The organism is Crateriforma spongiae (assembly GCF_012290005.1).
GTDB classification, from domain to species: domain Bacteria; phylum Planctomycetota; class Planctomycetia; order Pirellulales; family Pirellulaceae; genus Crateriforma; species Crateriforma spongiae.
Genome location: NZ_JAAXMS010000008.1, coordinates 63,529 through 87,226, shown reverse-complemented (window position 1 = coordinate 87,226; position 23,698 = coordinate 63,529). Strand labels below are relative to the sequence as shown.

The 23,698-nt window shown below is 58.0% G+C and carries 19 protein-coding genes; 8 read left to right on the top strand and 11 right to left on the bottom strand.

The features are described 5' to 3' along the window. Positions 1 to 43: 43 nt before the first annotated feature. The 4 genes from HFP54_RS20180 to msrA all read right to left on the bottom strand — a co-directional run bounded on the left by HFP54_RS20180 (position 44) and on the right by msrA (position 3,002). Positions 44 to 601: a DinB family protein gene (locus HFP54_RS20180; RefSeq protein WP_197138451.1), complete on the bottom strand. Its 558-nt coding sequence runs from the start codon at positions 599 to 601 to the stop codon at positions 44 to 46. A gap of 4 nt (positions 602 to 605) precedes the next feature. Further along, positions 606 to 1,460: a sugar phosphate isomerase/epimerase family protein gene (locus tag HFP54_RS20175; protein WP_168566660.1), complete on the bottom strand. Its 855-nt coding sequence runs from the start codon at positions 1,458 to 1,460 to the stop codon at positions 606 to 608. A gap of 297 nt (positions 1,461 to 1,757) precedes the next feature. Further along, on the bottom strand, positions 1,758 to 2,249 hold the full coding sequence (locus HFP54_RS20170; RefSeq protein ID WP_206036312.1) for a hypothetical protein: 492 nt from the start codon (positions 2,247 to 2,249) through the stop codon (positions 1,758 to 1,760). A 27-nt stretch (positions 2,250 to 2,276) separates the two neighbouring features. Continuing rightward, on the bottom strand, positions 2,277 to 3,002 hold the full coding sequence (gene msrA / locus HFP54_RS20165; RefSeq protein ID WP_146416334.1) for a peptide-methionine (S)-S-oxide reductase MsrA: 726 nt from the start codon (positions 3,000 to 3,002) through the stop codon (positions 2,277 to 2,279). Between the two features lie 324 nt (positions 3,003 to 3,326). On the opposite strand from msrA, the gene HFP54_RS20160 reads away from it, so the two are divergent. Then, positions 3,327 to 3,761 (top strand): acyl-CoA thioesterase, encoded by a 435-nt coding sequence (locus tag HFP54_RS20160; RefSeq protein WP_146416333.1) that lies wholly within the window; start codon positions 3,327 to 3,329, stop codon positions 3,759 to 3,761. Then, entirely contained in the window at positions 3,758 to 4,174 is a 417-nt protein-coding gene (locus HFP54_RS20155; protein ID WP_168566554.1) for a hypothetical protein, read from the top strand. The genes HFP54_RS20160 and HFP54_RS20155 overlap by 4 nt, the downstream gene beginning before the upstream one ends. 13 nt (positions 4,175 to 4,187) lie before the next feature. Here HFP54_RS20155 and HFP54_RS20150 read toward each other — a convergent pair whose 3' ends face one another. Both HFP54_RS20150 and HFP54_RS20145 read right to left on the bottom strand, forming a co-directional pair. Then, a complete protein-coding gene (locus HFP54_RS20150) occupies positions 4,188 to 4,808 on the bottom strand; it encodes a hypothetical protein (protein WP_168566553.1) in 621 nt (206 codons plus the stop codon). Continuing rightward, positions 4,808 to 6,112 (bottom strand): ArnT family glycosyltransferase, encoded by a 1,305-nt coding sequence (locus tag HFP54_RS20145; protein WP_168566552.1) that lies wholly within the window; start codon positions 6,110 to 6,112, stop codon positions 4,808 to 4,810. Before HFP54_RS20145 ends, HFP54_RS20150 begins: the two co-directional genes overlap by 1 nt. Before the next feature lie 395 nt (positions 6,113 to 6,507). Here HFP54_RS20145 and HFP54_RS20140 point away from each other — a divergent pair, with 395 nt between their 5' ends. Together HFP54_RS20140 and HFP54_RS20135 are read left to right on the top strand one after the other, a co-directional pair. Beyond that, complete coding sequence (locus HFP54_RS20140; protein ID WP_168566551.1) at positions 6,508 to 7,320, top strand: hypothetical protein; 813 nt, start codon at positions 6,508 to 6,510, stop codon at positions 7,318 to 7,320. 143 nt (positions 7,321 to 7,463) lie between these two features. Next, positions 7,464 to 9,830, top strand: a complete 2,367-nt coding sequence (locus tag HFP54_RS20135; RefSeq protein WP_168566550.1) for an efflux RND transporter permease subunit — start codon at positions 7,464 to 7,466, stop codon at positions 9,828 to 9,830. Here HFP54_RS20135 and HFP54_RS20130 read toward each other — a convergent pair. The 4 genes from HFP54_RS20130 to HFP54_RS20115 form a co-directional block, all read right to left on the bottom strand. After that, positions 9,779 to 10,267, bottom strand: coding sequence for a PilZ domain-containing protein (locus HFP54_RS20130; RefSeq protein ID WP_168566549.1), 489 nt, complete (start codon positions 10,265 to 10,267; stop codon positions 9,779 to 9,781). The two genes, HFP54_RS20135 and HFP54_RS20130, sit on opposite strands and share 52 nt — an antisense overlap. Continuing rightward, the gene (locus HFP54_RS20125) at positions 10,228 to 11,184 is read right to left on the bottom strand and encodes an HD-GYP domain-containing protein (protein WP_168566548.1); all 957 of its coding nucleotides are present in this window, start codon (positions 11,182 to 11,184) and stop codon (positions 10,228 to 10,230) included. The genes HFP54_RS20130 and HFP54_RS20125 overlap by 40 nt, the downstream gene beginning before the upstream one ends. Positions 11,185 to 11,648: 464 nt before the next feature. Further along, the gene (locus HFP54_RS20120; protein WP_146416325.1) at positions 11,649 to 12,716 is read right to left on the bottom strand and encodes an NAD-dependent epimerase/dehydratase family protein; all 1,068 of its coding nucleotides are present in this window, start codon (positions 12,714 to 12,716) and stop codon (positions 11,649 to 11,651) included. Positions 12,717 to 12,860: 144 nt separating this feature from the next. Beyond that, positions 12,861 to 14,195: a UDP-glucose dehydrogenase family protein gene (locus HFP54_RS20115; protein ID WP_146416324.1), complete on the bottom strand. Its 1,335-nt coding sequence runs from the start codon at positions 14,193 to 14,195 to the stop codon at positions 12,861 to 12,863. Positions 14,196 to 14,436: 241 nt separating this feature from the next. On the opposite strand from HFP54_RS20115, the gene HFP54_RS20110 reads away from it, so the two are divergent. After that, on the top strand, positions 14,437 to 15,015 hold the full coding sequence (locus tag HFP54_RS20110) for a MogA/MoaB family molybdenum cofactor biosynthesis protein (protein ID WP_168566547.1): 579 nt from the start codon (positions 14,437 to 14,439) through the stop codon (positions 15,013 to 15,015). A 60-nt stretch (positions 15,016 to 15,075) separates the two neighbouring features. On the opposite strand, the gene HFP54_RS20105 is transcribed toward HFP54_RS20110, so the two are convergent. Next, on the bottom strand, positions 15,076 to 17,619 hold the full coding sequence (locus HFP54_RS20105) for a serine/threonine-protein kinase (protein WP_168566546.1): 2,544 nt from the start codon (positions 17,617 to 17,619) through the stop codon (positions 15,076 to 15,078). A gap of 403 nt (positions 17,620 to 18,022) precedes the next feature. Between HFP54_RS20105 and glgA the strand changes: the two genes are divergently transcribed. The 3 genes from glgA to HFP54_RS20090 all read left to right on the top strand — a co-directional run bounded on the left by glgA (position 18,023) and on the right by HFP54_RS20090 (position 23,656). After that, positions 18,023 to 19,543, top strand: coding sequence for a glycogen synthase GlgA (gene glgA, locus HFP54_RS20100; protein WP_146416321.1), 1,521 nt, complete (start codon positions 18,023 to 18,025; stop codon positions 19,541 to 19,543). Between the two features lie 233 nt (positions 19,544 to 19,776). After that, the gene (locus tag HFP54_RS20095; protein ID WP_168566545.1) at positions 19,777 to 20,922 is read left to right on the top strand and encodes a galactose-1-phosphate uridylyltransferase; all 1,146 of its coding nucleotides are present in this window, start codon (positions 19,777 to 19,779) and stop codon (positions 20,920 to 20,922) included. 568 nt (positions 20,923 to 21,490) lie between these two features. Then, positions 21,491 to 23,656: an alpha-amylase/4-alpha-glucanotransferase domain-containing protein gene (locus HFP54_RS20090; protein WP_168566544.1), complete on the top strand. Its 2,166-nt coding sequence runs from the start codon at positions 21,491 to 21,493 to the stop codon at positions 23,654 to 23,656. Positions 23,657 to 23,698: the final 42 nt, after the last annotated feature.

Genomic DNA, 23,698 nt, shown 5'->3' with positions numbered 1-23,698 from the left:
TTGGACTTCAGTGTTGAAAGGAAAGTTCCATTGCCCGCGGACATCAACTCTTTGGCGAACCGGCGGCAAAAGCGGGTTTGCTGGCCTGACCCAGGCCCTGCATCCGCCGCCAAGCACTTAGCTGGCCCAAGTGGATCATCAAGTGCCCGCCCAAATAGAACGCGTGCATGGATCCCATTGTCGCAAACTTGGCGCGACCACGTTCGTTCGGATTGACCGCCGACAGGGTTGCGTCATCGGCCTGGCGAAGCGCATCGACCGCGGAAGTGTAACTGGCAAAGAACCGTTCGGTGATTTCATCCATGGGCGGATAAATTGTTCCGTCGGGATCGTCGACGCATTCCGCCGCGGGCGAAAACAGTTCGTTGTATCGATCGGTTGGCATGACGGCCGACGCGTCGCCCCCCAGTTCATCCACCACGCGCGATCCGTACAAACTTAGGTGACCGAAAATGAACGCCGGATGATTGGACGCCACCACGGTGTCACCCAACCGTGCGAATCGTGCAAACTGCGAGGCAGGAATATCTTGCAGCAGCTGTCGAGCGTAATTCATACAGTGCTGGCCGCTTTCGGCGATTGCTTTGGCCATCATTGACATTCGATCAGGACTCCTTGGAAAGTTTGCTTTCGGCAACGGCCGCCGCCACAACCTTTCGTGACTTTTCGTAACCTTCACGGGCAACATCGGCGGCGTCTTGTTTCCAGTAGTCTGGATTGAAAAGCTCCAGTGAAAAAGTCCCACAAAAGCCGCGATCGATCAGACCGGCGATGATCGACACCAATGGACAGACGCCATCACCTGGAAAGACACGGTCCTTGTCGGCAATCTGACTGATACCCGGTTGGTCGGGATAATCATTGATGTGAAAAACCGGCATCCGAGACGCTTCGATCATTCCCAGGCCGGCAAAGTCATTGCCGCCTTTGTAAATGTGATAGAAATCGGGCAGCACACACGCGTCCGGATGCATCGCGCCGGCCGACACATACGCCAAATCACCCAGCGATCCCAGGACAGGCGAGAAACCCCATAATTCCAGCATCGGGATCACGCCGACATCCGCGCCGACGTCCAGCAAATCGTGATACCGTTGGGCAATGGTTTTCAAGCTGGGGATCGCATCACCGGGTTTGGGACGATGAACGCCGACCGGTGGTGCCGCCATGTGGGTCCCGCCAATCGCACGGACCAATTCCATGTCACGACGGGCTTCGGCCAAACCGGCGGCGCGTTGTTCGGGATCGTTGACGATCCATTGTGCAAACCCGATCGCGCTGACGACCTTCAGCCCCGCGTCATCGATCTGACGTTTCAGTGAATCCAAATCGCCACCATCATCGACGTATTTCCGAAGATCACGAATCCAAGGTTCGATTCCGTCGTAGCCGGCCGCGGCGGTGACGTCGATCTGTCGGCGAATGTCCAGTTTTTGTCCGCGGATGGTACTGGTGTTCAGCGCGATCCCGATGCCTGCCGTTTCCGGACCTTTTGGCGATTTTGGTTCGGCCGATGCAATTGAAGTGGGAATCAAGTCGGCCATCGTTGCCAGCAGACCGCCCGATGCGGCCAGCGTGATCAATCGGCGTCGGTGGGTTCTCATGGCAGGCGGTTCATCCAAGGTGGGAAAGATTCGATCGCAGCTGGATCTTTGATGGAATCGCCTAGGATACAGCGAACCAATGTCGACGTCAGAATTCGCCATCGATCAGGATTCGCCGTGGCAAAAAACGTCAAGAAATGGTGACCGATCACGTCACGGTCGCAGAAGACGCCGCGATTCGGCGGCGGCCAATTCGGCCAGCCGGCCGTCCAGTTTGCCGATGGCCATTTTATAGGCCATGCGGGCTTGGCTAAGCTTGCCCATCGACGCCATCTTTCGGGCGTAACGGACCAGCGATTTTCCCTCCTCGATTCGTTCGACGTGATCCGCCGGTGTCACGTCAGTTCGACGAGCGGTCGAATCGAGTCCACGCATTTTTCGATCCATCGCGTCTAAATCGATGATCGTCGCCGTCACCGAACCGCCGCCGAAGGATCGTGCCGACGATTGCCCGTTGCCTCGTAGTGATCGTGACCGGAACGCGGATGAATTGCCACCCAAAACCGCTGTCCCGCCATCGGGCACCAGAACGCTGCCGCTGTAGCTGAATGTACGGAACGTCGGCAGCTGAACGACTTGACCTTGGGCGACGAGGCCTGCCGAGGCCACCGAAAGTCCGACGGCAAAGAAAACAAGGGATCGCACCGGAGATAGCAGAGACGTCTTCACGAATCAAGGATCCAGCTTCAACTTGTCTTCGAACAAGTTGCGAGTCTTGCGAACCTTTTGGCTGACGACCATTTGGCAGTAGCCTTGGTAGGGATTTCGCCGAAAGTAATCTTGGTGGTACTCCTCGGCCGGATAAAACGTGCTGGTTTCGGATTTTCCGGTGCCGTCTTCCAGCAATGTGACGACCTCTCTGCGATACACCTTTTCCTTATTCAGTTTGTCGATGTAGGCCTTGGCCGCAGCTTTCTGTTCATCGTTGTGATAAAAGATGCTGGTCCGATATTGCGGTCCCTTGTCGGCGCCTTGTTGGTACAGACTGGTCGGGTCATGCGTCTTGAAAAAGACTTCCAAGATTTCTTCGAAACTGATCTTGTCTGGGTCATAGTGGACCTGGACGGCCTCGGCGTGCAGCGGTTTGCCGGGGATCGGACGCTTGTAACTGCACACGGCTTCGTAATTGGCTTCCGCCTTAGTGCCGCCGATGTAGCCGGAAACAACTTCGCCGACTTTTCCTGACTGTTGAAACTGTTCGTAGACCGCCTCGGTGCACCAGAAACAGCCGCCGGCCAGCGTGACGACTTCGGAAAAGTTTCCGTCGGATTTGATTTGCGATTGATTCACTCGTGCCGATCCTGAACGAGACGATTGGGCATAGGAGTCACAACCCCCGGCGGCAAGCAGCACCAACAGCGCGACGCCGATTGATCGATTGGACGGGGCGAATGTCATTGATGGCTCCGTGGGATCCGGTGGATTGCGTTTAGGGTCCTAAACGAAATGGGGCGAACGTTTCGCGAATATGTCAATGTCGGGACAGGATGGATTCCCGCCTTCGGCAAGCTGTCACACCCATCGTGGGCTGACCCGTTGCCAACAGTTTAGTCGTTTGAACAGCCGTCTTTCCGGCCAAACCGGGCGTGACAGGCCGATCGATCGGCCCCCTGGGCGAAAGACGTCGGGCGCGTTCGATTGGGGCACGCATCGGGAGGATTCCGCACAGGGGAATTCGCGCTAGGGGGGATTTTGCCAGTTTACCGCAAACGGACCAGAGGTATGCCGTCGGTTTTTGATCTGCAACACGTCGTCGAACAGGATGAAATTGATGCACAGGAACACGTCCACAATTTGCGGTATCTGCAGTGGACACTGTGGGCGGCGAGGGACCATTCGGCGTCGACCGGTTGGGATGCCTCGGCGGAACTGAAACGCGGATTCGGATGGGTGGTTCGTCAGCACGAGGTGACCTATCGCGCCGCCGCGCTGGCAGGCGACCAGTTGGTGATTCGCACCTGGATCAGCGAAAAGATGCGAATGGCAATTCGTCGAAAGTACTTGATTTGCCGTCCGGCGGATCGCATGATTTTGGCCCGTGTGCAAACCCGTTGGGTGCTGGCCGATTTGCGTGTCCGCAAGGCCGTCTCGTTGCCTGATGAAGTTTACGACCGCATGGTCATCCCGGATTCCACCCCCACACCGCCCTGGTCATGAGTGACAAGCCGCTGAAATGGTTTTTGCAAGCGGTCGGAGGTGTCAGCCTGTTCGCATTCGGCGCCGCCGTGATGCCGGCACACTGGATCACCCAGATCTCGCTTTCCCTCGGGTTTGATCCGTTCCCCGATTCGCCGTTGACGTTCTACTTGGCCCGTCATCTGTCACTGATGTATGGATTTGTGGGTGCCGTCTTGTTGGTCGTGGCTTCGGATCTGACGCGATATCGACCACTGATCGCGCTTGCCGCAGCGGGAACGGTGATATTGGGGGTGCTGCAGCTGTTGATCGATTGGCTGGCTGGCTTGCCAAGTTGGTGGACATGGGGCGAATCGATGTCGACGGTGGCCGGTGGCTTGTGCCTGTTCTGGTTGGATCGGAATTGTGGACCAGATGGCGACAAACAACGTTAGTGTCGGGCGACCTTCATCGGTCGCGAAAGATGATCGACTGCAGACGATCGATGGTGTCTTGAGTTTCTTCGATGGTCAGTAGCGGCGGGATCCGGGCCAGGAAGTCGGGCGGCAATCCGCGTTGGCAAAGAAATCGTTGCGTGTCTTCGAAGGCACCGTCGCGGAATCGTTCGGCCCGCCAGTAATTGGGCGGTCCAAAGATGCATTCGCGAATCCGTGCCAGATCATCATTCCAGCGGCCGACGTCATTCTCGTCCACGGCAGGAATATCGATTCCTTTTTGGCGGGCCAGTGAGACCACCGACTGACGCCAACGTTGGGGCGTGTCATCGTCGCCGATCTCCATGCCGATCAAGTCCCCGGCCTCAGCAAAAATCGCTTCGATGGCGGCTTCCCAGATTGCCGCCGCGTCCGGTGCGGGATCGGAACCAAGCATCGGCCGAACGACTTGGTCCAGAATCCACAGTCGTTGTCGCCAATCCCATTGGTCAAACAACGGAATGTCGTATTCGTAAGGAGCGGAGCGTTGCTGGCCTTCGGCGACCAATTGATCGACCATCATCCCGGCAAGGCCGCGAATCAGATCATGTTCGGCATCGACCAGCGTTCGCACGCCCTCGGTGGTGGGCCACATCAGCGGTCGTCCTCTCGCCGCGCCAGAGCGGTCGAACGAGCGATCGAACCGGCGGCGATGACCGCAAGTCCCGGCATGGCAGGCGTTCGCATGCGCAGGTTGCTCCAGTACACCGAATGCACCGCCGACAGAGCCAACACCATCGCCCAAATGGCCAGCCAGGGGGCACCTAGCAGTCGGCTCTTGTGCCGCAGCATCGAAACCAGAAACAGTACCCCGAACAAAACGTAATACACGCTGATGACCGCCAACCCGAGTGTCGATCGTTCGCCGGTCGACAGGGGAACGGGACTCCATAGCCGCATCAGCCGGACGCCACATGCCCAGACGAACATCGCCGGCCGTGATGTGATGGTGGCTTTGGCAACATCGCCCGCCCAGCGGTCCTCGTCGATCTCCGATGCGTTCTTTGGTAATGTTGCGACGGATTCCGGTGGGATCTGCCAAAGGTCAGCCATCGAAACACTTGCGTCATGGCGATCCTCGTACGCATTCAAAAAGGGTGTCGCATCCCACGCGGTCCATGAGAACGGTTCCGATAGATAGTCGTAAAAGAACCGATTGTTGCCAAGCAAGATCGTGTATCCGCCGTGCGTCGTCGCCCAAACGGGATGGCCCATCACACGAAAGTTTCGATAGGTCCATGCACCCACGGTCACGAGCATCACCGACGCGATAACGCCGAAGCGAATCATCGCTGTGCGGCGAGGCAGTTCGATCCATGCAAGTAATGCCAACAAGAACGCCCACACCAAAAAAGTGGGGCGACACAGAAAAGCCAGTCCTAATGTAGAAGCGATGATCAGAGATCGGACCCATCGTGATCCGGTGGTTTCGTCCCGGTGACGCATCCACCACCAAAGCGTCCAAGCGGTCAGTGCCGTTGCCAAGGGTTCGGTCATGACTAGCGTTGATTGACGAATCAGAATCGGGTCAACGCCGATCATCAGGCAGGCAAGTCCGGCGGATGCACGTCCAAAATGCTCGGCGGAGATTGCAGCGACACAGATCAGGGTGACTGCGTTTAGCAAGAGGTGCAGTATTCCGATTCGCCATTGTGGTAACGCGGCGATCGTTGCATCGCTTGCTTCGGTCGTGATCGTCGATAGCAAGATCGGATAAAGCGGCGGTCGGAAGGCGGTCGGTTTGGCTTCACTTTCCGGCCACATCACACCAAAAACGCCGGATTGATCCAGCGTCCAGGCGATCCGCCGGTAGGCGTCCGGATCATCGACGAAGCTGGACGGATTGACCCACATCACGCCGGCCTGGGCCATCAGGATTCCACCAATCCAGACGGCCAAAGCCAGGGGCGCTTTAGATCGTGACCCAATCTGACCATGCGGCGTTCGTGGCGGGCAATCGCTGGAGAAACTCAATGCAGTGTCGGACCAATGAAGCCAGCGGTGTTTGGCTGGCTGGGGTTTGATTCGGAGGTGGTGACGGGTGATCCGACCAATGGCACGTGGCGACGATCCAACAATGTGTCACGCCAAAGGCCACTGGGGAACCGTGCCCAAAGGTGTTTGCCGCCAGTGAAAACGACGTGGATTTTTCGACGTTCGACCATTGGCAGCGAATCCGGATGCTGAATTTCACAAAATGTTAACGCCAAAGGAACGTCAGGCACATCAAATTCAGCCGAGTCCTTTGATATTGGGGGGCCCTTGAGTCCAGCACCCCAAACGCAGCTTGAACAATGGTCACCGTCAAGAACCGCAATGAAATTGCAAAGCTGCCCAGAGTCGTTGTTGATTTCTCGGATCAGCCATCGGCCTTGGATTTAGAACGAGCCCGCGAAACGATCTATCACCGGATTCGCGATTCCGCACGGGGCGTCGTGGTCGACTGTACGGCGATCGGTGAAACCACCGTCGACGTGGTCGCCTGTTTAAACATGGCAAAGCTGTATGCCGAAAGCGAAGGCAAGCGGTTTCTGCTGTACGGCATTCAGCCCGCGTTTGATCGGTTGCTGAGACGATACGAACACACGTTTTCATTTCAGGTCTTTGGACAACGACCTCGCAGCGAAGTTGCCGCAGGCAAAAAGAAACGAAAGACGACTTGGCTATCCGACGTCGCTCGGGGACGGTTGCTGAGGATTGGTTTGCCGATTCTGATTTTGTTTCCCATCGTGGCGGCGGTGGAGTATTTCTATGTCATCAAGGGCGATACCGCTGATGCCTTTGTCGTCCGCAAGTCATTTGAGATTGGCGACGCGTTTCTGGTCCGTGGGGTGATCATGGAACAGACGGACCAGCAGACACGATCGGTCGATACCGCGACCGTGTTCGTCCGTCAGACCGATACGCAGGGTTTGAACGAATTGACGTGGACGACCCAGGTCCAAGCCGATGGAACGTTCGAAATCGCCCTGCCCGTTCGCCAGACATTGAATCAGATGAGCGTGGACGTCACCATCGTCGATGGCAATCGTGCCCAGACAACATCGCATCAAATCGCCAACGGCCGACCGATTCGCGTGTCGTGGATCATCGATTCGACCCGATAGCGGCACGAGCGATCCGTACCCGCCACGACCGCTCGGGCTTGTCGTCTGGGGCAAGCGATCTATCATCCCAGCCGTGAAGATTGGTTTCGTCCGGGCTGATGCGCTGACGAATCGTTGGCCCTGAATCGGAGACGCGACGGCGGATGATAGGTAAGACGCTGCTTCGTCTTCGCATCGCGCTGGCGGTGATCGGATTGGTTTTCTTCGCAGCCGCCTATCCGGTCTCGCGGCGTTTGACGATGGATCGCCAATTGGCGTCGATGTTCGCCGCGGACGATCCGTTGCTGGTCCAGTACCAGCGATTGCAGCGTGATTTTGGCGGCAATGCGATTGTGATGCTGGTCTATCACGATCCCGAGTTGCTGTCGGATGTGGGGCTGCGACGTAACCGTTTTTGGACCGAAAAGGTGTCCGATGTGCCAGGCGTCGTCGGCGTGCTGTCGCCTGCCGAATTGGATCGAGTGGTCCAATCAATGCGGCCACCGGCCCTGTTTTCGGGTGGCGAGTCGCCGGGACCCGCGTTGGCCGATCCCGATGATGCACTAGCGACGGGGTTTTTGGACTTGTTCAGCGGTTACACGCATTCGGCCGATCGTGACCAGGCGGCGGTCGTCGCGATTCTGGATCCCGAACGCGCCGACCAAGCGGTCCACTTACTGCGGTCGGTGGTCAAAGACGCGGAATCGACCCAGGGGCGTCCTGTGCTGGTGGGCGAACCGGTTTTGTTGAACGAGGGATTCGATCTGCTGCAGCGGGATGGAGATCGTTTGGCGACGTGGACGATCGCTTTGTTATCGCTGGTCATGGTGGTCACGCTTCGCAACCTGCGGTTCATGCTGCTTTCGGTGACATGCATTGCTTGGTCGGTGGTGATGACTCGTGCTTTGGCAGTGTTGGCCGGGATCGAGTTGTCGATGGTGTCGACCATCTTGACCGCCATCGTGACCGTGGTCGTCGTAGCTGCCGTTCTACATGTCGGGATCCTTTGGAAGCTGCAGATTGACAGGGGGCCGACAGCAAAGGATGACGATCCGACGTGGACAGGGGCTTCGGTGATCAATCGGCTGTGGATTCCGGTTGTCTGGACGTGCCTGACCGATGCGGCGGGGTTTGCATCGCTGGCGGCGTCTGGGATTCGTCCGGTCCGCGACTTTGGTTGGTTGATCGCGGTGGCCGCTTTGATGGCCCTGATCGCTTTGGCGATGTTCACGCCGATCGTATTGACGTTGTGGCCGCGTGACCATCGACGCAACAGCATCACTCCGGTGCATCGCCCCGGCGCGGTCGCCAACGTGGCAACCCGGTTGGTCGCTTGGGCGATCGGGTATCGTCGCGTCGTTGTCGCCACGGCCGTCTTTTTGGGAATCATCGCGCTGGTCGGGTTAAGACGGACGGAGACGGAAACGAGTTTTTTGAAGAACTTTCGTGACGACAGTCCGCTGGTCCAGGCGTACCACAAAGTTGAACGAGATCTGGGCGGTGCCGGTGTTTGGGACATCACATTGCCGGCGCCCGCGATCATCACCGATGACTATCTGGAATCCGTCCGTACGCTACAGACGGATTTACGTGCCATTCGTGTTGCCGACCAATCGTTGACCAAGGTGATCAGCATGGCCGATGCGGAACGTGTTGCGATGGCGGTGCCGCTTTTGTCTCTGGGCACGCCGGAAATACGTCTGGCAGCGATGCGAGCGGCCTTTCCCGCTTTTTCCGATGCTTTGTTGGTTCCACCGACTCAATCGCAGCGACGATTGCGAATCATGCTTCGCAGTCGCGAGCAATTGCCGGCCGACACCAAGCTGCGTCTGATCGGTCGTGTCCAAGACGTTGTCCGGCGGCACACTGCAACGCAGCAATGGCAGGGGATGGTCGGCGGGTTGGATTCCGATTCATCGCCATCCAAAGGGTCGAGACGTCCCGACAAATCGGCCGCGGTCACCGGATACTATGTGATGCTGTCGGCACTGGTGCGCCGACTGGTTGCGGACCAATGGATCTGCTTTGCCGTGTCGTTTGCGTTGGTGTGGCTACTGCTGGCCGTGATGACGGCCAGCGTTCGGTTGTCGCTTACCGCCGTGATTGCCAATGCATTGCCGGCGACGCTGGTGCTTGCGACCTTGGGATGGCTTGGTGGTCGGGTGAACTTGGGGGCCGCGATGATCGCGGCGGTATCCATCGGCATGTCGATCGACGGGTCGGTGCATTTCTTGCATCATTACCGACGCTGTCGACGCATGGGCATGAATGCACCACTCGCATCCGAATCAGCGGGATCGGCGGTGGGGGCCGCGATGTTGCTGGCGACCGTTGCTTTGGTGGTCGGATTCGGCGTGATGGCCAACAGCCGATTTGTGCCCACGGCGACCTTTGGGGTGTTGGTCGCGGCGACTTTGGTTCTGGGAACTCTGGTGAACTTGACGGTGTTACCGGCGGCGATCGTGGGGTGGGCGAAAGATCAGACCGATGCCGTCGACGCTTCCGATGATGGAAGCGACGACGGGCCGTGAACCGCACAGGGTTGAAAGGCTCGTTCTTCCGGATCAAACCGCTGATTCAATGTCGCACCGATCTCGTAGCAGTGCGACGTGATTCGACGGGCGCGGACGACCGTCAACCTGGTCCAGAACGAAGGCAACACCAAGCGGATTTCTTCTTCCGGAAACAGTTGTTCGTTGATCAGGAATCCACAACCCTGTCGCGAGAAATCTTTGGTATAGACGCCCATCGGACGACTGGACCGCGGGACCGAAGGCAACGGATTATCGAAGAAGACGACACCATGCGTGCGCAGACGGATTCTCGGGTGCATTCGTCCGTCACCCGGATAGGAAGGGGATGGCCCCTTTTCTTGGAAGTAGTTCTTCCAAGAACTTGGCAGTTCGATTCCCCAGGAAACCGATCGAGTCAGCTGTCGGAACCGTGCGAGATAATCGCTTTCCAGCATCTCACCATCTCCTCTTCAAAAGCGGTTCCGGAATCACGTTCGATCAGTTCGAACGCTTTCGCCCGAGGCATTGGCGTTCGATAGGGTCGCTGACTGGTCAGCGCTTCGAACACATCGACCACGGCACAGATCTTCGACCACGGATGGATCTCTTTACCCATCACGCCGACCGGGTACCCGCGACCATCGTTTCGTTCATGATGTTGGTACACCATCATCAGCTGGCCTTCGGACAGATCACCGCGACGAGCCAATTTGCGAAAGCCCACGGTTGGGTGCTGTTTGATGATGCGAAATTCGTCATCATCCAAACGACCGGGTTTGCACAGGATCTTTTCGTCAATGTCCAGCTTGCCCAAGTCATGCAGCAGCCCGCCGACAACGATCTGTGACACTGCTTCTTCGCCATAGCCCAGCTTGGAACCCAGCATCGCAGCGTAAAAGGCGACGTTGGCCGAATGGGTGAAGGTGGCGTAGTCGTGATGCAGCACGGCAAACAGATCACTGGCTTTGAATCCATCGCTTGAAACGACTTGGGCCGTGATGTCACCGAGTTGTTGGACGACCGATACGGTTTCGTTGGTATCGCCAGCGGCAAACGAGTTTTCAAGAACGTCGAGAACGACCTCGTTCATCGCACACGTGCGGGCCTGAATCTGTTCGGGGTCGCCATCAGCACCAGCGGCAACTTCGCGCAAGTATTCCTGATACTGGCTACGCGAATCGCGGGTGATGAACAGCTGGTGTATGCCCTTGTCCCGTAGCCTCTGTAGGTCATCGGGCTGCAGTGGGTATTCCGCACCACGGTACAGCACACAACGATCCGCATCATCACGCTGAAATAGGTCCAGACCCATCGTGGTCGATGGAACCAGCGTGGCGACGCTAATCGGAATAAGGCTGTCAGCGGAAAGCATCGGCTACGACGGCGACAAAGGAACTTCCAACACCCGAACGACTGGACAAGACTAGGTTGCAGAAGATCTAGCCCCTCTACAGATGTCGGCCGAATCGCCAGCCGGATTTCGATCGCCTTCTGACACAGCGTTGCGACCGGCATGACCCGCAGATCATGGCCCGTATCAGGGTGGCCGACCGGCGCGGTTGTGCCGGTTATCGGGCCGTTGTGATCATGATGAACGCAGAATCGGCGGTTTGATCGGCCGGGGTCCCGGGAATGCAGTATCGCCTCCGGCATGCCGATGCCGGGGAGGCCAGCGGGGAAGATCCGGGCGATTCCGATTCGCCTGCGGGGGCCGCCTCAGGTTCGACGGGCACATGGCGAAAGATCGGATTGATGGACGGGAAGTGCAAAAGAAAACGCTTCGCGGCACCGTGGCTCGCGAAGCGGTGGAAACCGAATATCGATGGAAAGCAGCGATCAGCTGGTCGCGTTTGCCGCCGACGCCTTCGCTTCTTCGGCAGCGATCATTTGGCTGATGATGTCCTTCAGCGAGACGCGAATATCCCAGTCCGGATAGTCACGGCGTAGCTTGGCAAGATTACTGATGTAACAAATGTGGTCGCCCTTTCGGTTCTCGTCTCCCAAGGTGTAATTGACCTTGTGGCCGCTGATTTCCTGGATCATGGCGATGCATTCCAGCACACTGGCGGCGTTGTCGCGACCACCGCCGATGTTGTAGACCTCGCCCGGGCGCGGGTTCTTTGCGAATGCTTCGAAGGCTTTGACCACATCGCTGCATTCGATCTGATCGCGAACCTGTTTGCCCTTGTACCCGAAAATCGTGTAGGGCTTTCCGGTGACCGCGACGTGCACCAGGTAACTGAGAAACCCGTGCAATTCGACGCCACTGTGGCTGGCACCGGTCAGGCAACCGCCACGGAAGGTGCCCGTTTTCAGACCAAAATATCGGCCGTATTCCTGCGCCAGCACATCGGCGGCGGTTTTGGAGGCGCCGAACAGGCTGTGCATCGTTTGGTCGATCCGACAGAATTCGTCGATCCCGTCGTAGTCTTTTTCGTCGGCGTATTCCCAACGAGTGTCCAGTTCTTTCAGCGGCAATTCGTTGGGTGCATCTCCATAGACCTTATTCGTGCTCATGTGACAGAACACGGCCTCCGGTGCATGTTGGCGCGTTGCTTCCAGCAGATTCAATGTGCCGACCGCGTTGACTTCGAAATCCAAAAATGGAATCGCCGCTGCTTTATCGTGGGACGGTTGTGCGGCGCAGTGAATGACCAAGTCGGGCGGACTGTTTTTGAACAGGTCCATCACGCCGTCACGATCACGAATGTCCAACACTGCGGTACGGAAGTTCGACGTTTCCGATTCCAAACGTTCCTGATTCCATCGCGTGCTGCCATCGGGACCGAAGAAAGTCGAACGCATATCGTTGTCGATGCCGATCACTTCGTCGCCGGCGGCATCCCAGTGCCGCACCGCCGCCGAACCGATCAATCCACTGGACCCCGTAACGATGACACGCATTGCAAATAAACTCGAAAGGTGAAGAGAAGAACAGCGACCGATGGCGTCGCACAGTGATTTCACAAAGGTGAAAGGATTCAACCAATGTGCCCGCGGTCGCGGCGGCGGAAACTGCCGCCGCCATGATGGGCTGGTCGACTGGCTTTATGCCGATAGCGGTTCGCTTTCAGCGACGCCGACGGTTCGTCCGATGCTGTGATAGGTGAAACCTTGTTCGACCATCTGGTCAGGCTCGTACAAATTTCGGCCGTCGAAGATGACGTGACCGTTCATGCGGGTCCGCATCTCTGAAAAGTTCGGGTTGTGGTAATTCTTCCACTCGGTGTTGATCGCCAACGCGTCCGCACCGTTCAACGCGTCCATTGCCGATTCGCAATAGATCAGTTTGTCGCCATAGATCGCCCGAATGTTTTCGGATGCTTCGGGGTCGTGGACTTGAGGTGTTGCACCTTGTTCCAGCAGGTAATCTAGCAGGGTAAGTGCGGGAGCTTCGCGGATATCATCGGTCCGCGGCTTGAATGCCAGACCCCAAACGGCGACCCGTTTTCCGGACAGATTGCCACCGTAGTGTTGATCGATCTTGTCTTTCAAAACCTTCTTCTGTTCCGAATTGACTTCATCGACGGCATCCATGATGCGAGGATTCAAGCCGTGGTCGCGGGCCATGCTGGCCAAGGCGCGAACGTCTTTCGGGAAACAGCTGCCGCCATAGCCCACACCGGGGAACAGAAACGCAAATCCGATGCGTTGGTCGTGGCCGATGCCGCGTCGGACATCGTTGATGTCGCCACCCATCTTTTCGCACAAATTGGCCATTTCGTTGATGAATGAAATCTTGGTCGACAACAATGCGTTGGCGACGTACTTGGTCAGTTCAGCCGACTGGGGGCTCATCGTCAGGAACGGTTTGTCGGTTCGCAGGAACGGTCGGTACAGTTCATGCAAGACTTCGCCGACCTCTGGCCGCCGCACACCAACGACGACGCGATCGGGTTTCATGAAGTCTTCGATCGCAGCACCCTCTTTCAAGAACTCGGGGTTGCTGGCCACATCGACCTCGCGACCCAGCAATTCCTTGAGTCGCCGAAAGATATATTCGTTGGTGCCCACCGGGACGGTGCTCTTGGTGACCACGATGGCGTCATCGGTCAAATGCGGGGCCATGGTATCGACGACCGTTTTGAGCGCGGTCAAGTCGGCCGAGCCGTCCGCTGCCGGTGGCGTACCGACGGCCAAATAGACGATCCGGCTGGCTTGCACCGCTGCCGCCAAATCAGTGGTGAATGTCAGCAAGCCTTCTTCGCTGCTTCGCAGAACCAAGTCACTCAGGCCCGGTTCGTAGATCGGAATTTTGCCTTCCCGAAGACCCTGAATCTTTGCCTCGTCGATGTCGACGCAGATCACATCATTGCCGCTGTCGGCGAAACAGGTCCCCGTTACCAGCCCCACATAGCCGGTGCCGATCATCGCGATTTTCATAAGTTTCGATTCCTGTGCTTGGGCAAGACCGCCCGGTTCTTCGAATGAGCCGATCGTCAACAAAACCCATGGTTGAACCGACCGGCAAGGTGCATGAAGTTGATCGGTGGCAATGGACCGATCAAACACGGATTCTAGTTCCCCGACCCGGTCGTCCGAGTCCCCCGTGCAGGAAACCTGTACCGATGCATCGGCTTAGGTGGGTTCACGCAGCTTAAACCAACTGGTAGGGAAAAATCGAATGAATGAGTCCGGTAACAAAAAACGGTCGGCCGACGAAAATTGTGGTTGTGTCCCGGTCGATGGCCCGATTCGCGTCGCGGTCATCACGCTGAGCGACACTCGTAGTCGCGACAATGATCGCAGCGGGGATCGAATCGTCGATTTGCTGAAATCAGCGGGCCATCAGTTGGTGCAACGCGAATTGATTCGCGATGAACCGCAACAGTTGATCGAATTGTTAGACGCGATCATCGCCCAAGGCGATGCCCAGGCGGTGGTCACCACTGGCGGGACGGGATTGGCCGCACGCGACCAGACGATCGACGCAATTCAGCGAATACTGGACGCGGAATTGCCCGGTTTTGGCGAGCACTTTCGTCGGCTCTCGATCGACGAGATCGGCCCCTCGGCAATGCTCAGCCGCGCCACGGCTGGCCGCATCGGACGGACAATGATCTTTTGTTTGCCGGGGTCAACCGGCGCGGTACAAACGGGTGTACAGCAGTGCATTCTGCCGATTTTGCGTCACACCGTCGGACTGGTTTGGGATGACGCCAAGAGCGAGTCGGATCGCAAAGACATTTCGTCCCGTCGGTAACCAATGGCAGACGCCGGCATCCAAAACGGCGACGCCGCATCGGACACCCCGAGAAGTCGTCTACAGATCGCCGAACGTTGGGTCGGGAATACGCTGGTAATTCCCCGCTGATTCCCGTGTCGTGATCAAAATCTTTTGAGAATCCGAAGTGGCGATCCAGATCAACGTCTGTTTCGGATCGGTCGGCCCGGTCGCCGTTCGATCCGGATTGGCTGACAACACGAGCCGTGTCAGGACGTCGGCCAGCGGCAAACGGTCGATTTGGAAATCGCGAATCTGTTGATTCTGGGTGATGCCCATCAACCGTAGATCGTTACCTTTGATTTCGATCACCGGCGCATCCGTCCCCGCAGGAAGATCCCGCGCAAATTCCTCTCGGATCACATCGATCGCCGACTCCAATGACTCTTGGTCGAAAGAGATCGACATCGGACGCTGTAGCAGCTCGCTCAGCGAAAGCGATTCCGTCGGTGGCGAAGCGGTGTCGATAGCGGGCACCGAATCCGGGGTGCGTAGCGCCAGTAAATTGCCCAGGACGATCTGGTCCAGCGTGTGCTTGGGAAGATAGCCGCCGGCCACCGCCTGTCGATCCTTCAAACCAAAACGAGTGTGTCGCAAAACAAAATCCCACATGCGTGGCAGCCGAATGGCCAGCGCCTTCCACGACACTTCCGGTTGTGATCGAATCAAAAAGTCTTCCGCGGTTGCGGGTAACTGATCCATTCGGCGACGAACCTGCGACAGCAAAGTCGCTTCGTTCGTGCCTCCGGCGGGCGACCAACGCGTGACCCAGTAAACGTCGTCACCACGCAGATCGATGGTAACCGCGACGCCGCTAACCGATGGCACCATCCAGCGTGCCAGTTCCGTCAGCCCTGACGGTGCAACGCGACGGACCCACTGACGTGCGTCGGTGAACAAGAAGTTTGGCGTCAACACGACGGACAGGCTCTGCGTTTGATCGCAGTGTTGCCACACCGATTGAAGGTTGCGTGGCAACGAGATCGCCAGTCCGTCGATCTCCGCGACTTCGCTGACCATCGGGACCGAACCCACGGTGAACTGTGACAACATCGACACATCGTCATGTTCCGGGATGTAATAGGCGTCCGAATCAGGATCGTCCCCGCTGTAAATCTTCTTGCCTGTCGCGGTCATCGACAGCGAAAGTCCGAGTTGCTCGATCCAAGTTTGCCGGTTCACCGGTGTGGCCAAGTCGACCGCCCAAGTCATTTCCGGGCGACCGGAATCGCCTGGATGAAGCGCGATCGTCAACGAAGCAATTTCCTGCGCCGCACGACCGGTGCGCGCAGCCAAATCGTCCACCGCACCGGACAATTCCGGTGACAAAGCCTTGATGACCGCTTGGCCGTCCGGGTCGGACATCCAATCGGCCGGGCGAAGATGGATCAACATTCCCGGTCCTGGTGGCAGGCCATCCAAGCGGAAAGCGGTTTCGGTCGGTCGCGGTGGTGCAAACAATTCCGAATCTGCACCTTCGTTTCCAGGTGTTGCATCGGAGTTGTTCCCGGATCGTGCCGTCGAACGATTGATGACCGGCGGAACGAAATCCGGCGAAACGCGTGGACGTGCGGCCGAGCGGTCGCCAGGATCTGGCTGGGATGATTGCCAAACCAGGACGATGCACAGGCACAACAGTGGAATGGCCAACATGCCCAACAGAATCGGGACTGGTGATCGGCGTCGTGATTGGCCGCGACGACGAGTGGAGGATGTGGGGGACCGGCGGGTCGTCGGGATGACCGTCTCTTTTGGATCCACAGCGACCGGCGCCGCTTGATCTTGGTTTGTCGGTTCGGGTTCATCGCGAATGGCATCGACGACGGCGGGTCTTTCGGGTGCCGAGATCGGTGTTGCTTCCGTTTGCGGCACCACCTGTGGCGATGGGGCGACCGTCTTTGGCGGCTTCGGTGCTACGTCGCTGGAACCTTCGGAACTTGTTTTGGCGGCGGCACGAATCGCTTGAACCAAAGCGTCGGCGGAAGTGAATCGTGCATCTGGATTGGGTGCCAGCAAATGGGCGACAATTCGGTCCAGCGGATCGCCCTTTTCACCAAGCCGGACGGCTTTCGCGATTTCCGGGATGTCGCGTCCGTCGACAAGTCCGGGCCACGACTGGGGGTACCGGAGGCGGACGATCAAACGGCCGAGCTCCAGAAAATCTCGCGAGGCCGACGCGTCCCTTAGATCCCGCGGCAAAGCGTCAGTGGGTGCCGCTGCCGTGTCGACCGCAGTCGAACCAATATCGACCGAACGGTCCGGCATCGACAGGTCATCGTCCGACCGGACATCGACCAGCAATGCAAACCGGCCATCAGAAGTCATCCACACGCGGCGGGCAGTGATTCCGCCATGGGGACGATTCCAACGGTGGATGGTTTGTAAGCCCCGGGCGACCGTGTGGGCCAGTCGCAGCAGGGTCTTTCGATCAAACGAACGATCGGGTTGATCCAAGGCATCCGCCAGCACGCGACCATCGGGGACCTGGCGGACCAGCGGTTCGGCGTCCGCATCCTTGGACCCGCTGCGCAGCGCGTACAGCCTGGCACGGTCGGTCCAAAACTGGGTCAGATCATTCGGCATTCCGAGTCGGCAACCGTTCGATGGGCGATGGAAGGGGACATTCGCCGAGACGGCCGGAACACGGTTCGCAGTGTCGGCGGTCACGTCCTGTCAATTTAGCTTGCCTGGCGACGGGGCGTCGGTCCGCCGGTTCTTCCGACCGCCAGGCTTCGGCGACGTGGGTCGCCAATTTCCAAGGTGTTCCGCGGTTGGTGGCGGCAAACTTTGGCGACTATGTTGTCTGCAGGGTCGGTCGTTACAACCGGTGCCGGTGTTCTGGCTTGACCCATCCGATCACACTGACAGTCGGGCATGGGCGTCTGGAGCCTAAAATCAGTGTCACGGAAGTATTTTCGACCCAGAGTCGATCAAGAGGATTAGGGCCGACGCGGCGCCGACGCAACATCACTGACGGACATCCAAGTTGAACATTGTCTACCTGACCACCGAAGCCGTGCCGTTTGCCAAGACCGGCGGTCTGGCCGACGTGTGTGGTGCCCTGCCTTCCCGCGTTGCCGCCAAAGGCCACCGCTGTGCGATCGTGATGCCTGCTTTTCGATCCATCCGTCAGTGCGGATTGCCGATCGAAACGACCGACATCAGCTTTGCCTTGCCGATGGGGCCAAAGTCGCTGGTGGGGGGACGTCTGCTGAAAAGCCAGTTGCCTGGATCGGGAATCGCTGGCGCCGACGTCCCGGTCTGGTTCATCGACCAGCCCAAGTATTTCGACCGCGAATCTCTGTACGGAACGGCGGCCGGTGATTATCCGGACAACGCCGAACGGTTCGCGTTCTTTTGCCGCGCGGCACTCGCGGCACTCTCTCGCATCGGCTGGTCGTTGGATGTGGTGCACTGCAACGACTGGCAAACCGGGTTGGTTCCCGCGTTGATGCGGGCGGGACAAGGCTCCGCCGGCCATGAGCCGATGCCCTGGACGTCGCGCACCGCCACCGTTTTTACGATTCACAATCTGGCCTACCAAGGCAGCTTTGACGCCGACGCGTATCCGTTCACCGGTTTGGATTGGGCCCAGTTCCAGCCCGAGTCGTTCGAATTCTTTGGGCGGCTGAATTTTATGAAAGCCGGGATCGTGACCGCCGACGCTGTGACCACGGTCAGCCCCCGGTACGCGAAAGAGATTCGCACGCCCGAGCATGGTCGCGGGTTGGATGAGGTTCTGCGTGGGATCGACGATCGTGTTTCGGGAATCATCAACGGCATCGACGGTCGTGTCTGGGAACCGACGACCGATCCGATGATTCCGCACAACTATGGCGTCGAAGATTGGGCCGAAGGCAAGTGGCAGAACAAATGGTCGTTGCAGCAGCAGTTCGGGCTGTTCGAAGACCGCGATCTGCCGCTGATCGGCTTGGTCGGACGCTTGGCCGATCAGAAAGGTTGGGATCTGATCTTGCCGGTGTTGAAGCAACACTTGGCCGAAGACCGACCGACCCAGTGGATTGTCTTGGGCAGCGGAGATCCGGCGATCGAAGTCGAACTGCAGCGACTGCACGCGGCTTACCCCGGCCGTTTTGCACTGCACATCGGGTTCAGCAATGAATTGGCACACCGGATCGAAGCGGGTTCGGATTTGTTTTTGATGCCCAGTCACTATGAACCATGTGGTTTGAATCAGCTTTACAGTCTGCGTTATGGCACGGTTCCCATCGTTACGCCGACCGGCGGACTGGCCGACACGGTGGTCGATGCCAGTGAAGCAACGCTGCGCGATGGCACCGCAACGGGCTTTCATGTCGGCGAGTTTGAACCCTGGGCGCTTGATCAGGCGATCGGACGCGCGCTGCACATGCGCTATCACGAACCAGAAAATTGGAAAAATATTGTCGAGACCGGGATGAAACAGGATTGGTCCTGGAGGAAGAGTGCCGACCGGTACGTCGAGCTTTACGAACGCCTAATTTCCCTAAACCGCAAAGGCCAGTGAAAACGGGATTGCCAGGTCGGTCTGTCAACAATTCATGGGGTTTTTTTAAGGTTTTCGCGGCGAGATTGTGTGATACGATCGGGGTCCGGCGGGGGGAATGATGCGGCGTAGTCCCCCAGTCGCGGTGCACAGACAATGGGGACCTGCAATTAATTGAGGTGCTTGGCATGGGCCGGCAACAATCACCAGATCTTTTGGATACTTCCGTTGGTGATGTTGTTGATGCCGTTCCTGTGCCCCCTTCTTCGTCGACCTCTTACGCCTTTCGTGGCGTCGACACGCATTCGCGATTTGATGCGTTGTCGGGACAATGGGTCCTGTTCGCACCGGACCGACAGAACCGGCCCTGTGATTTTGTCGAGCGTCCGCACGAACTAGCCGATGCATCGGGGTGCCCGTTTTGTGCGGGCAATGAATCGACCACACCGCCGTCTGTTTTTTCGATCCCCGCGGCGGACATTGACTTGGGGATCGACGGTCCACTGGATTCTCCGGTGGATGGTGATGTGTTGGATACTGATCCCACCGCGGATTGGGCCGTGCGCGTCGTGCCGAACAAATACCCTGCGGTTGGGCGTCATCAAAGTTCGGTCCAGGTTCGACACTTGTTGCCCGCAGCGGATGTCAGTTGGCCTGCCTGTGGTGTGTCCATTGCCGGTGGCCATGAAGTCATCATCGAATCGCCGCGACACATCGAATCAATCACCCAACTGGATTCCGAGCACGCCGGACAGATCTTTTTAGCGTTCAAGCAGCGGTTCTTGGCTTGGCGGGCGGATCCGGCGATCCGGTACATGTTGGTTTTCAAGAACGTCGGCCGCCAAGCCGGCGCATCGTTGCACCACAGCCACAGCCAGCTGATCGCCTTCAATCAGGTGCCTACCGAAACCGCACGCACCTTGCGGCGTAAGATGACGCACTACGCGAAGACCGGATGCTGTCTTCAGTGCGACATGATCCGCAGCGAAATGAAATCAATGGAGCGTGTGATTGCACGCACCGATCACTTGGTCGCCTACTGTCCCTTCGCCAGTGCATTTGCGATGCAGGTGCGGATCACCACCACCCAGCATGCCGACCGTTTCGAAAACTTGAGCGATGCGTTGGTGATGGAAGTCGGTCGTCTGACGCGGCGTGTCACCAGCTGGCTGGAACGGTGGCGGCCCGGCATCGCTTACAACTACCTGCTGCACACTCGCCCACCCCACTGGGATGGCGCCGAAGAAGCATTCCACTGGGCGTTGGACATCATTCCCCGCACCAGTTTCATTGCCGGCTTGGAACTGGGCTGTGGCACGATGATGAACACCATGTTGCCCGAAGAAGCGGCCAGCGTTTATCAGCGTCTGGCCAAACGCGACAGCCTGCGGTCGGTCTAGCCCGCCGCACTATCGGCCATGAAAGCCCGCTGGTTTGGGAGGCTTAGGTAGGCCTGGTTAGCGGTTCTTAGAGGTGTCGCAGAAAAATCGGAGTGCATGTCTTCGGCCGTTTTTGAAGTCGACTGTCTGTCCGTCCCTGTGTTTGTCCGGTTCGGGTCGCTGAAATTCGCGTTGTTCGATTACCGGCCTGCTGTGGCGGACAGCCGACCGAAAACGTGACTGGCAAAAAATCGAACCGGCGATCGATTCAGGGTCTTAGCGACGGACGATCGTCATCGGTCCGGGGCAAAAGGTTGAATTTTCCCCCCTTCACCGGCCGATAGCTTCGATGTTCGTCTTTGCCGGTTAAGTAGATCGTCGTGTCGGTAACGGATGCGTCGTGTCGGACAGCGGAAAAACCCGTCTCATCCGATCGATTTCCACATTTGGACCGTTCGATACAGCCGGCTGGGACCCTACAATTCGTTCGTTCTGTTGCGGTGACTTTGTTCATCCCAGATCCGTCCATCGTGAAACTTCTGGTCGGCATTTTGATCCGGCCCGTTCCAACCCGTGCTTGCCTGACGCCATGTCGACACCGAACGCATCTCTTTGCCTCGTCCTGCACAATCACCAGCCGATCGGGAATTTTGACGGCGTCTTTGAACAGGCGTATCAGGACAGTTACCTGCCGTTTTTGGATGTGTTCGAGCCCTATGATCGGCTGAACATTTCCCTGCACACATCCGGCCCGTTGATGTTGTGGTTGGCGGAGCATCATCCGGAGTACTTGGATCGTTTGCGTTTGTTGGTCGAAGCCGGGCGGGTCGAAATCGTCGGCGGTCCCCAGTACGAACCGATCCTGACGATGTTGCCGTCGCGAGACCGCGTGGGCCAAATTCAGGCCTACGCGCACTGGCTGCAGCGGAATCTTGGCGCGACGCCGATGGGGATGTGGACGCCCGAGCGAGTCTGGGAATCGACGCTGACCAGCGACGTGGTCGATGCCGGTATTCAGTACACCGTGCTGGACGACTATCACTTCAAAGCGGCCGGACTGGCCGATGACGAACTGACCAGCTACTTCTTGGTCGAAGACCAAGGGCGTGTGCTGCGAATCTTCCCGGGTTCGGAACGACTGCGTTACACGATCCCGTTCCGGCCGCCGTCCGAAACCATCGACTATTGCCGCGAAGTGGCCGCACGTCACCCGGGTGCCGTGCTGACGTTTGGCGATGACGGCGAAAAGTTTGGGACTTGGCCCGATACCAAGGTCCACGTGTACGACCGGGGTTGGTTGCGGTCCTTCTTTGACGCGTTGACCGAAAATTCGCACTGGCTGCACACCGTCACGCTGCAGGAAGCGGTTCAGAGCACACCGCCGGCCGGTCGAGCTTATCTGCCCGATTGCAGCTATCGCGAAATGACCGAATGGTCGCTGCCGGTGGCCGCACAGGACACGCTGCATGATCTGCAGCACGAGATGGAGAATGACCCGCACTGGAAATCGCTTCAGCAATTCATTCGTGGTGGCTACTGGCGAAACTTTAAAGTCAAGTACGACGAAACCAATGAGATGTATTCGCGGATGATGCACGTCAGCGGTCGTTTGGCCGATGCCGAAGCCGCCGGTCGTGACAGCGGTGAATTGGCGACCGTCCGCGATGACTTGTATCGCGGCCAGTGCAATTGCCCGTACTGGCACGGTGCTTTTGGCGGTGTTTACCTGCCACACCTCCGCAATGCGATCTTCCAACACTTGATTGCGGCAGACAACGAATTGGATCGCATTGTCGGTGGTGGTGCCGTTCAAGCCGACGCGGCCGATTACAACTTTGACGGTCAACAGGAAGTACGCCTGAGCAACAACCGACTGTGTGCTTGGGTTGCACCGGGGCGCGGCGGGCGAATGTACGAGTTGGACGTCCGCGACATCTGCCACAACCTATTGGCCACGCTTCAGCGGCGTCCCGAAAGTTATCACCGTCAAGTTTTGGCGGGCCCCAGCACCAGCGGCGACGATGAAGCCGCCAGCATTCATGATCGGGTTGTTTTCAAGCAAGCCGATTTGGACAAACGCTTGCAGTACGATCGATATGCTCGCAAGAGTCTGATGGATCACTTCTATGACGAAGACGCAACGTTGGAAGCCGTCATGCGTGGCGAAGCGACCGAGCGTGGGGATTTCGTGGAACTGCCATTCGAAGCCAAGTTGCGACGCGGATCGGATCGCGTTCAGATTCAAATGCGTCGCGACGGCAACGCCTGGGGCATTCCGATCACGATGACCAAGGCGGTGACGCTGTCGGAAAACAGCGACCGAATGCAGGTGACGTACTTGCTGGAAAACTTGCCGCCGGGACGCCCGCTGCACTTCGCAATCGAATTGAATTTCGCCGGGATGCCCGCCGGTGCGGATGATCGGTATTTCAGCGATGTTGACGGCAATCGCCTGGGGCAACTTGGTGAAATGCTGGACCTGAAAAACGTCCGCGGTTTGAAGTTGTCCGACCGCTGGTTGGGGCTGGATGTCGATTTGGCGATTGGTCGTGAATCCGGCATTTGGGCCTTCCCGATCGAGACGGTCAGCCTAAGCGAAGGTGGTTTCGAACTGGTTCACCAAAGCGTCTGTGTTCAGCCGCACTGGATCGTGACCGGCGATGCTGATGGGCGTTGGGCGGTTCAGTTCGAATTGGCCGCCACGTGCGAACAAGCGGCGAATCAGCCCGCCGAAAAAGCCGTTGCCCAAATGTAGAAAACGGCTCGGGCGGGTTCCGCCGCCGAGCCGTTTTTGAAC

Excerpts from the sequence above, each read along its gene's own strand:
- HFP54_RS20125 (WP_168566548.1), bottom strand. The coding sequence starts at position 11,184 with ATGCTTTCCGCTGACAGCCTTATTCCGATTAGCGTCGCCACGCTGGTT.
- HFP54_RS20120 (WP_146416325.1), bottom strand. The coding sequence starts at position 12,716 with ATGCGTGTCATCGTTACGGGGTCCAGTGGATTGATCGGTTCGGCGGCG.
- HFP54_RS20140 (WP_168566551.1), top strand. The coding sequence starts at position 6,508 with ATGGTCACCGTCAAGAACCGCAATGAAATTGCAAAGCTGCCCAGAGTC.
- HFP54_RS20105 (WP_168566546.1), bottom strand. The coding sequence starts at position 17,619 with ATGCCGAATGATCTGACCCAGTTTTGGACCGACCGTGCCAGGCTGTAC.
- HFP54_RS20110 (WP_168566547.1), top strand. The coding sequence starts at position 14,437 with ATGAATGAGTCCGGTAACAAAAAACGGTCGGCCGACGAAAATTGTGGT.
- HFP54_RS20180 (WP_197138451.1), bottom strand. The coding sequence starts at position 601 with ATGTCAATGATGGCCAAAGCAATCGCCGAAAGCGGCCAGCACTGTATG.
- HFP54_RS20150 (WP_168566553.1), bottom strand. The coding sequence starts at position 4,808 with ATGTGGCCCACCACCGAGGGCGTGCGAACGCTGGTCGATGCCGAACAT.
- HFP54_RS20160 (WP_146416333.1), top strand. The coding sequence starts at position 3,327 with ATGCCGTCGGTTTTTGATCTGCAACACGTCGTCGAACAGGATGAAATT.
- msrA (WP_146416334.1), bottom strand. The coding sequence starts at position 3,002 with ATGACATTCGCCCCGTCCAATCGATCAATCGGCGTCGCGCTGTTGGTG.
- HFP54_RS20115 (WP_146416324.1), bottom strand. The coding sequence starts at position 14,195 with ATGAAAATCGCGATGATCGGCACCGGCTATGTGGGGCTGGTAACGGGG.
- HFP54_RS20130 (WP_168566549.1), bottom strand. The coding sequence starts at position 10,267 with ATGCTGGAAAGCGATTATCTCGCACGGTTCCGACAGCTGACTCGATCG.
- HFP54_RS20090 (WP_168566544.1), top strand. The coding sequence starts at position 21,491 with ATGTCGACACCGAACGCATCTCTTTGCCTCGTCCTGCACAATCACCAG.
- HFP54_RS20155 (WP_168566554.1), top strand. The coding sequence starts at position 3,758 with ATGAGTGACAAGCCGCTGAAATGGTTTTTGCAAGCGGTCGGAGGTGTC.
- HFP54_RS20135 (WP_168566550.1), top strand. The coding sequence starts at position 7,464 with ATGATAGGTAAGACGCTGCTTCGTCTTCGCATCGCGCTGGCGGTGATC.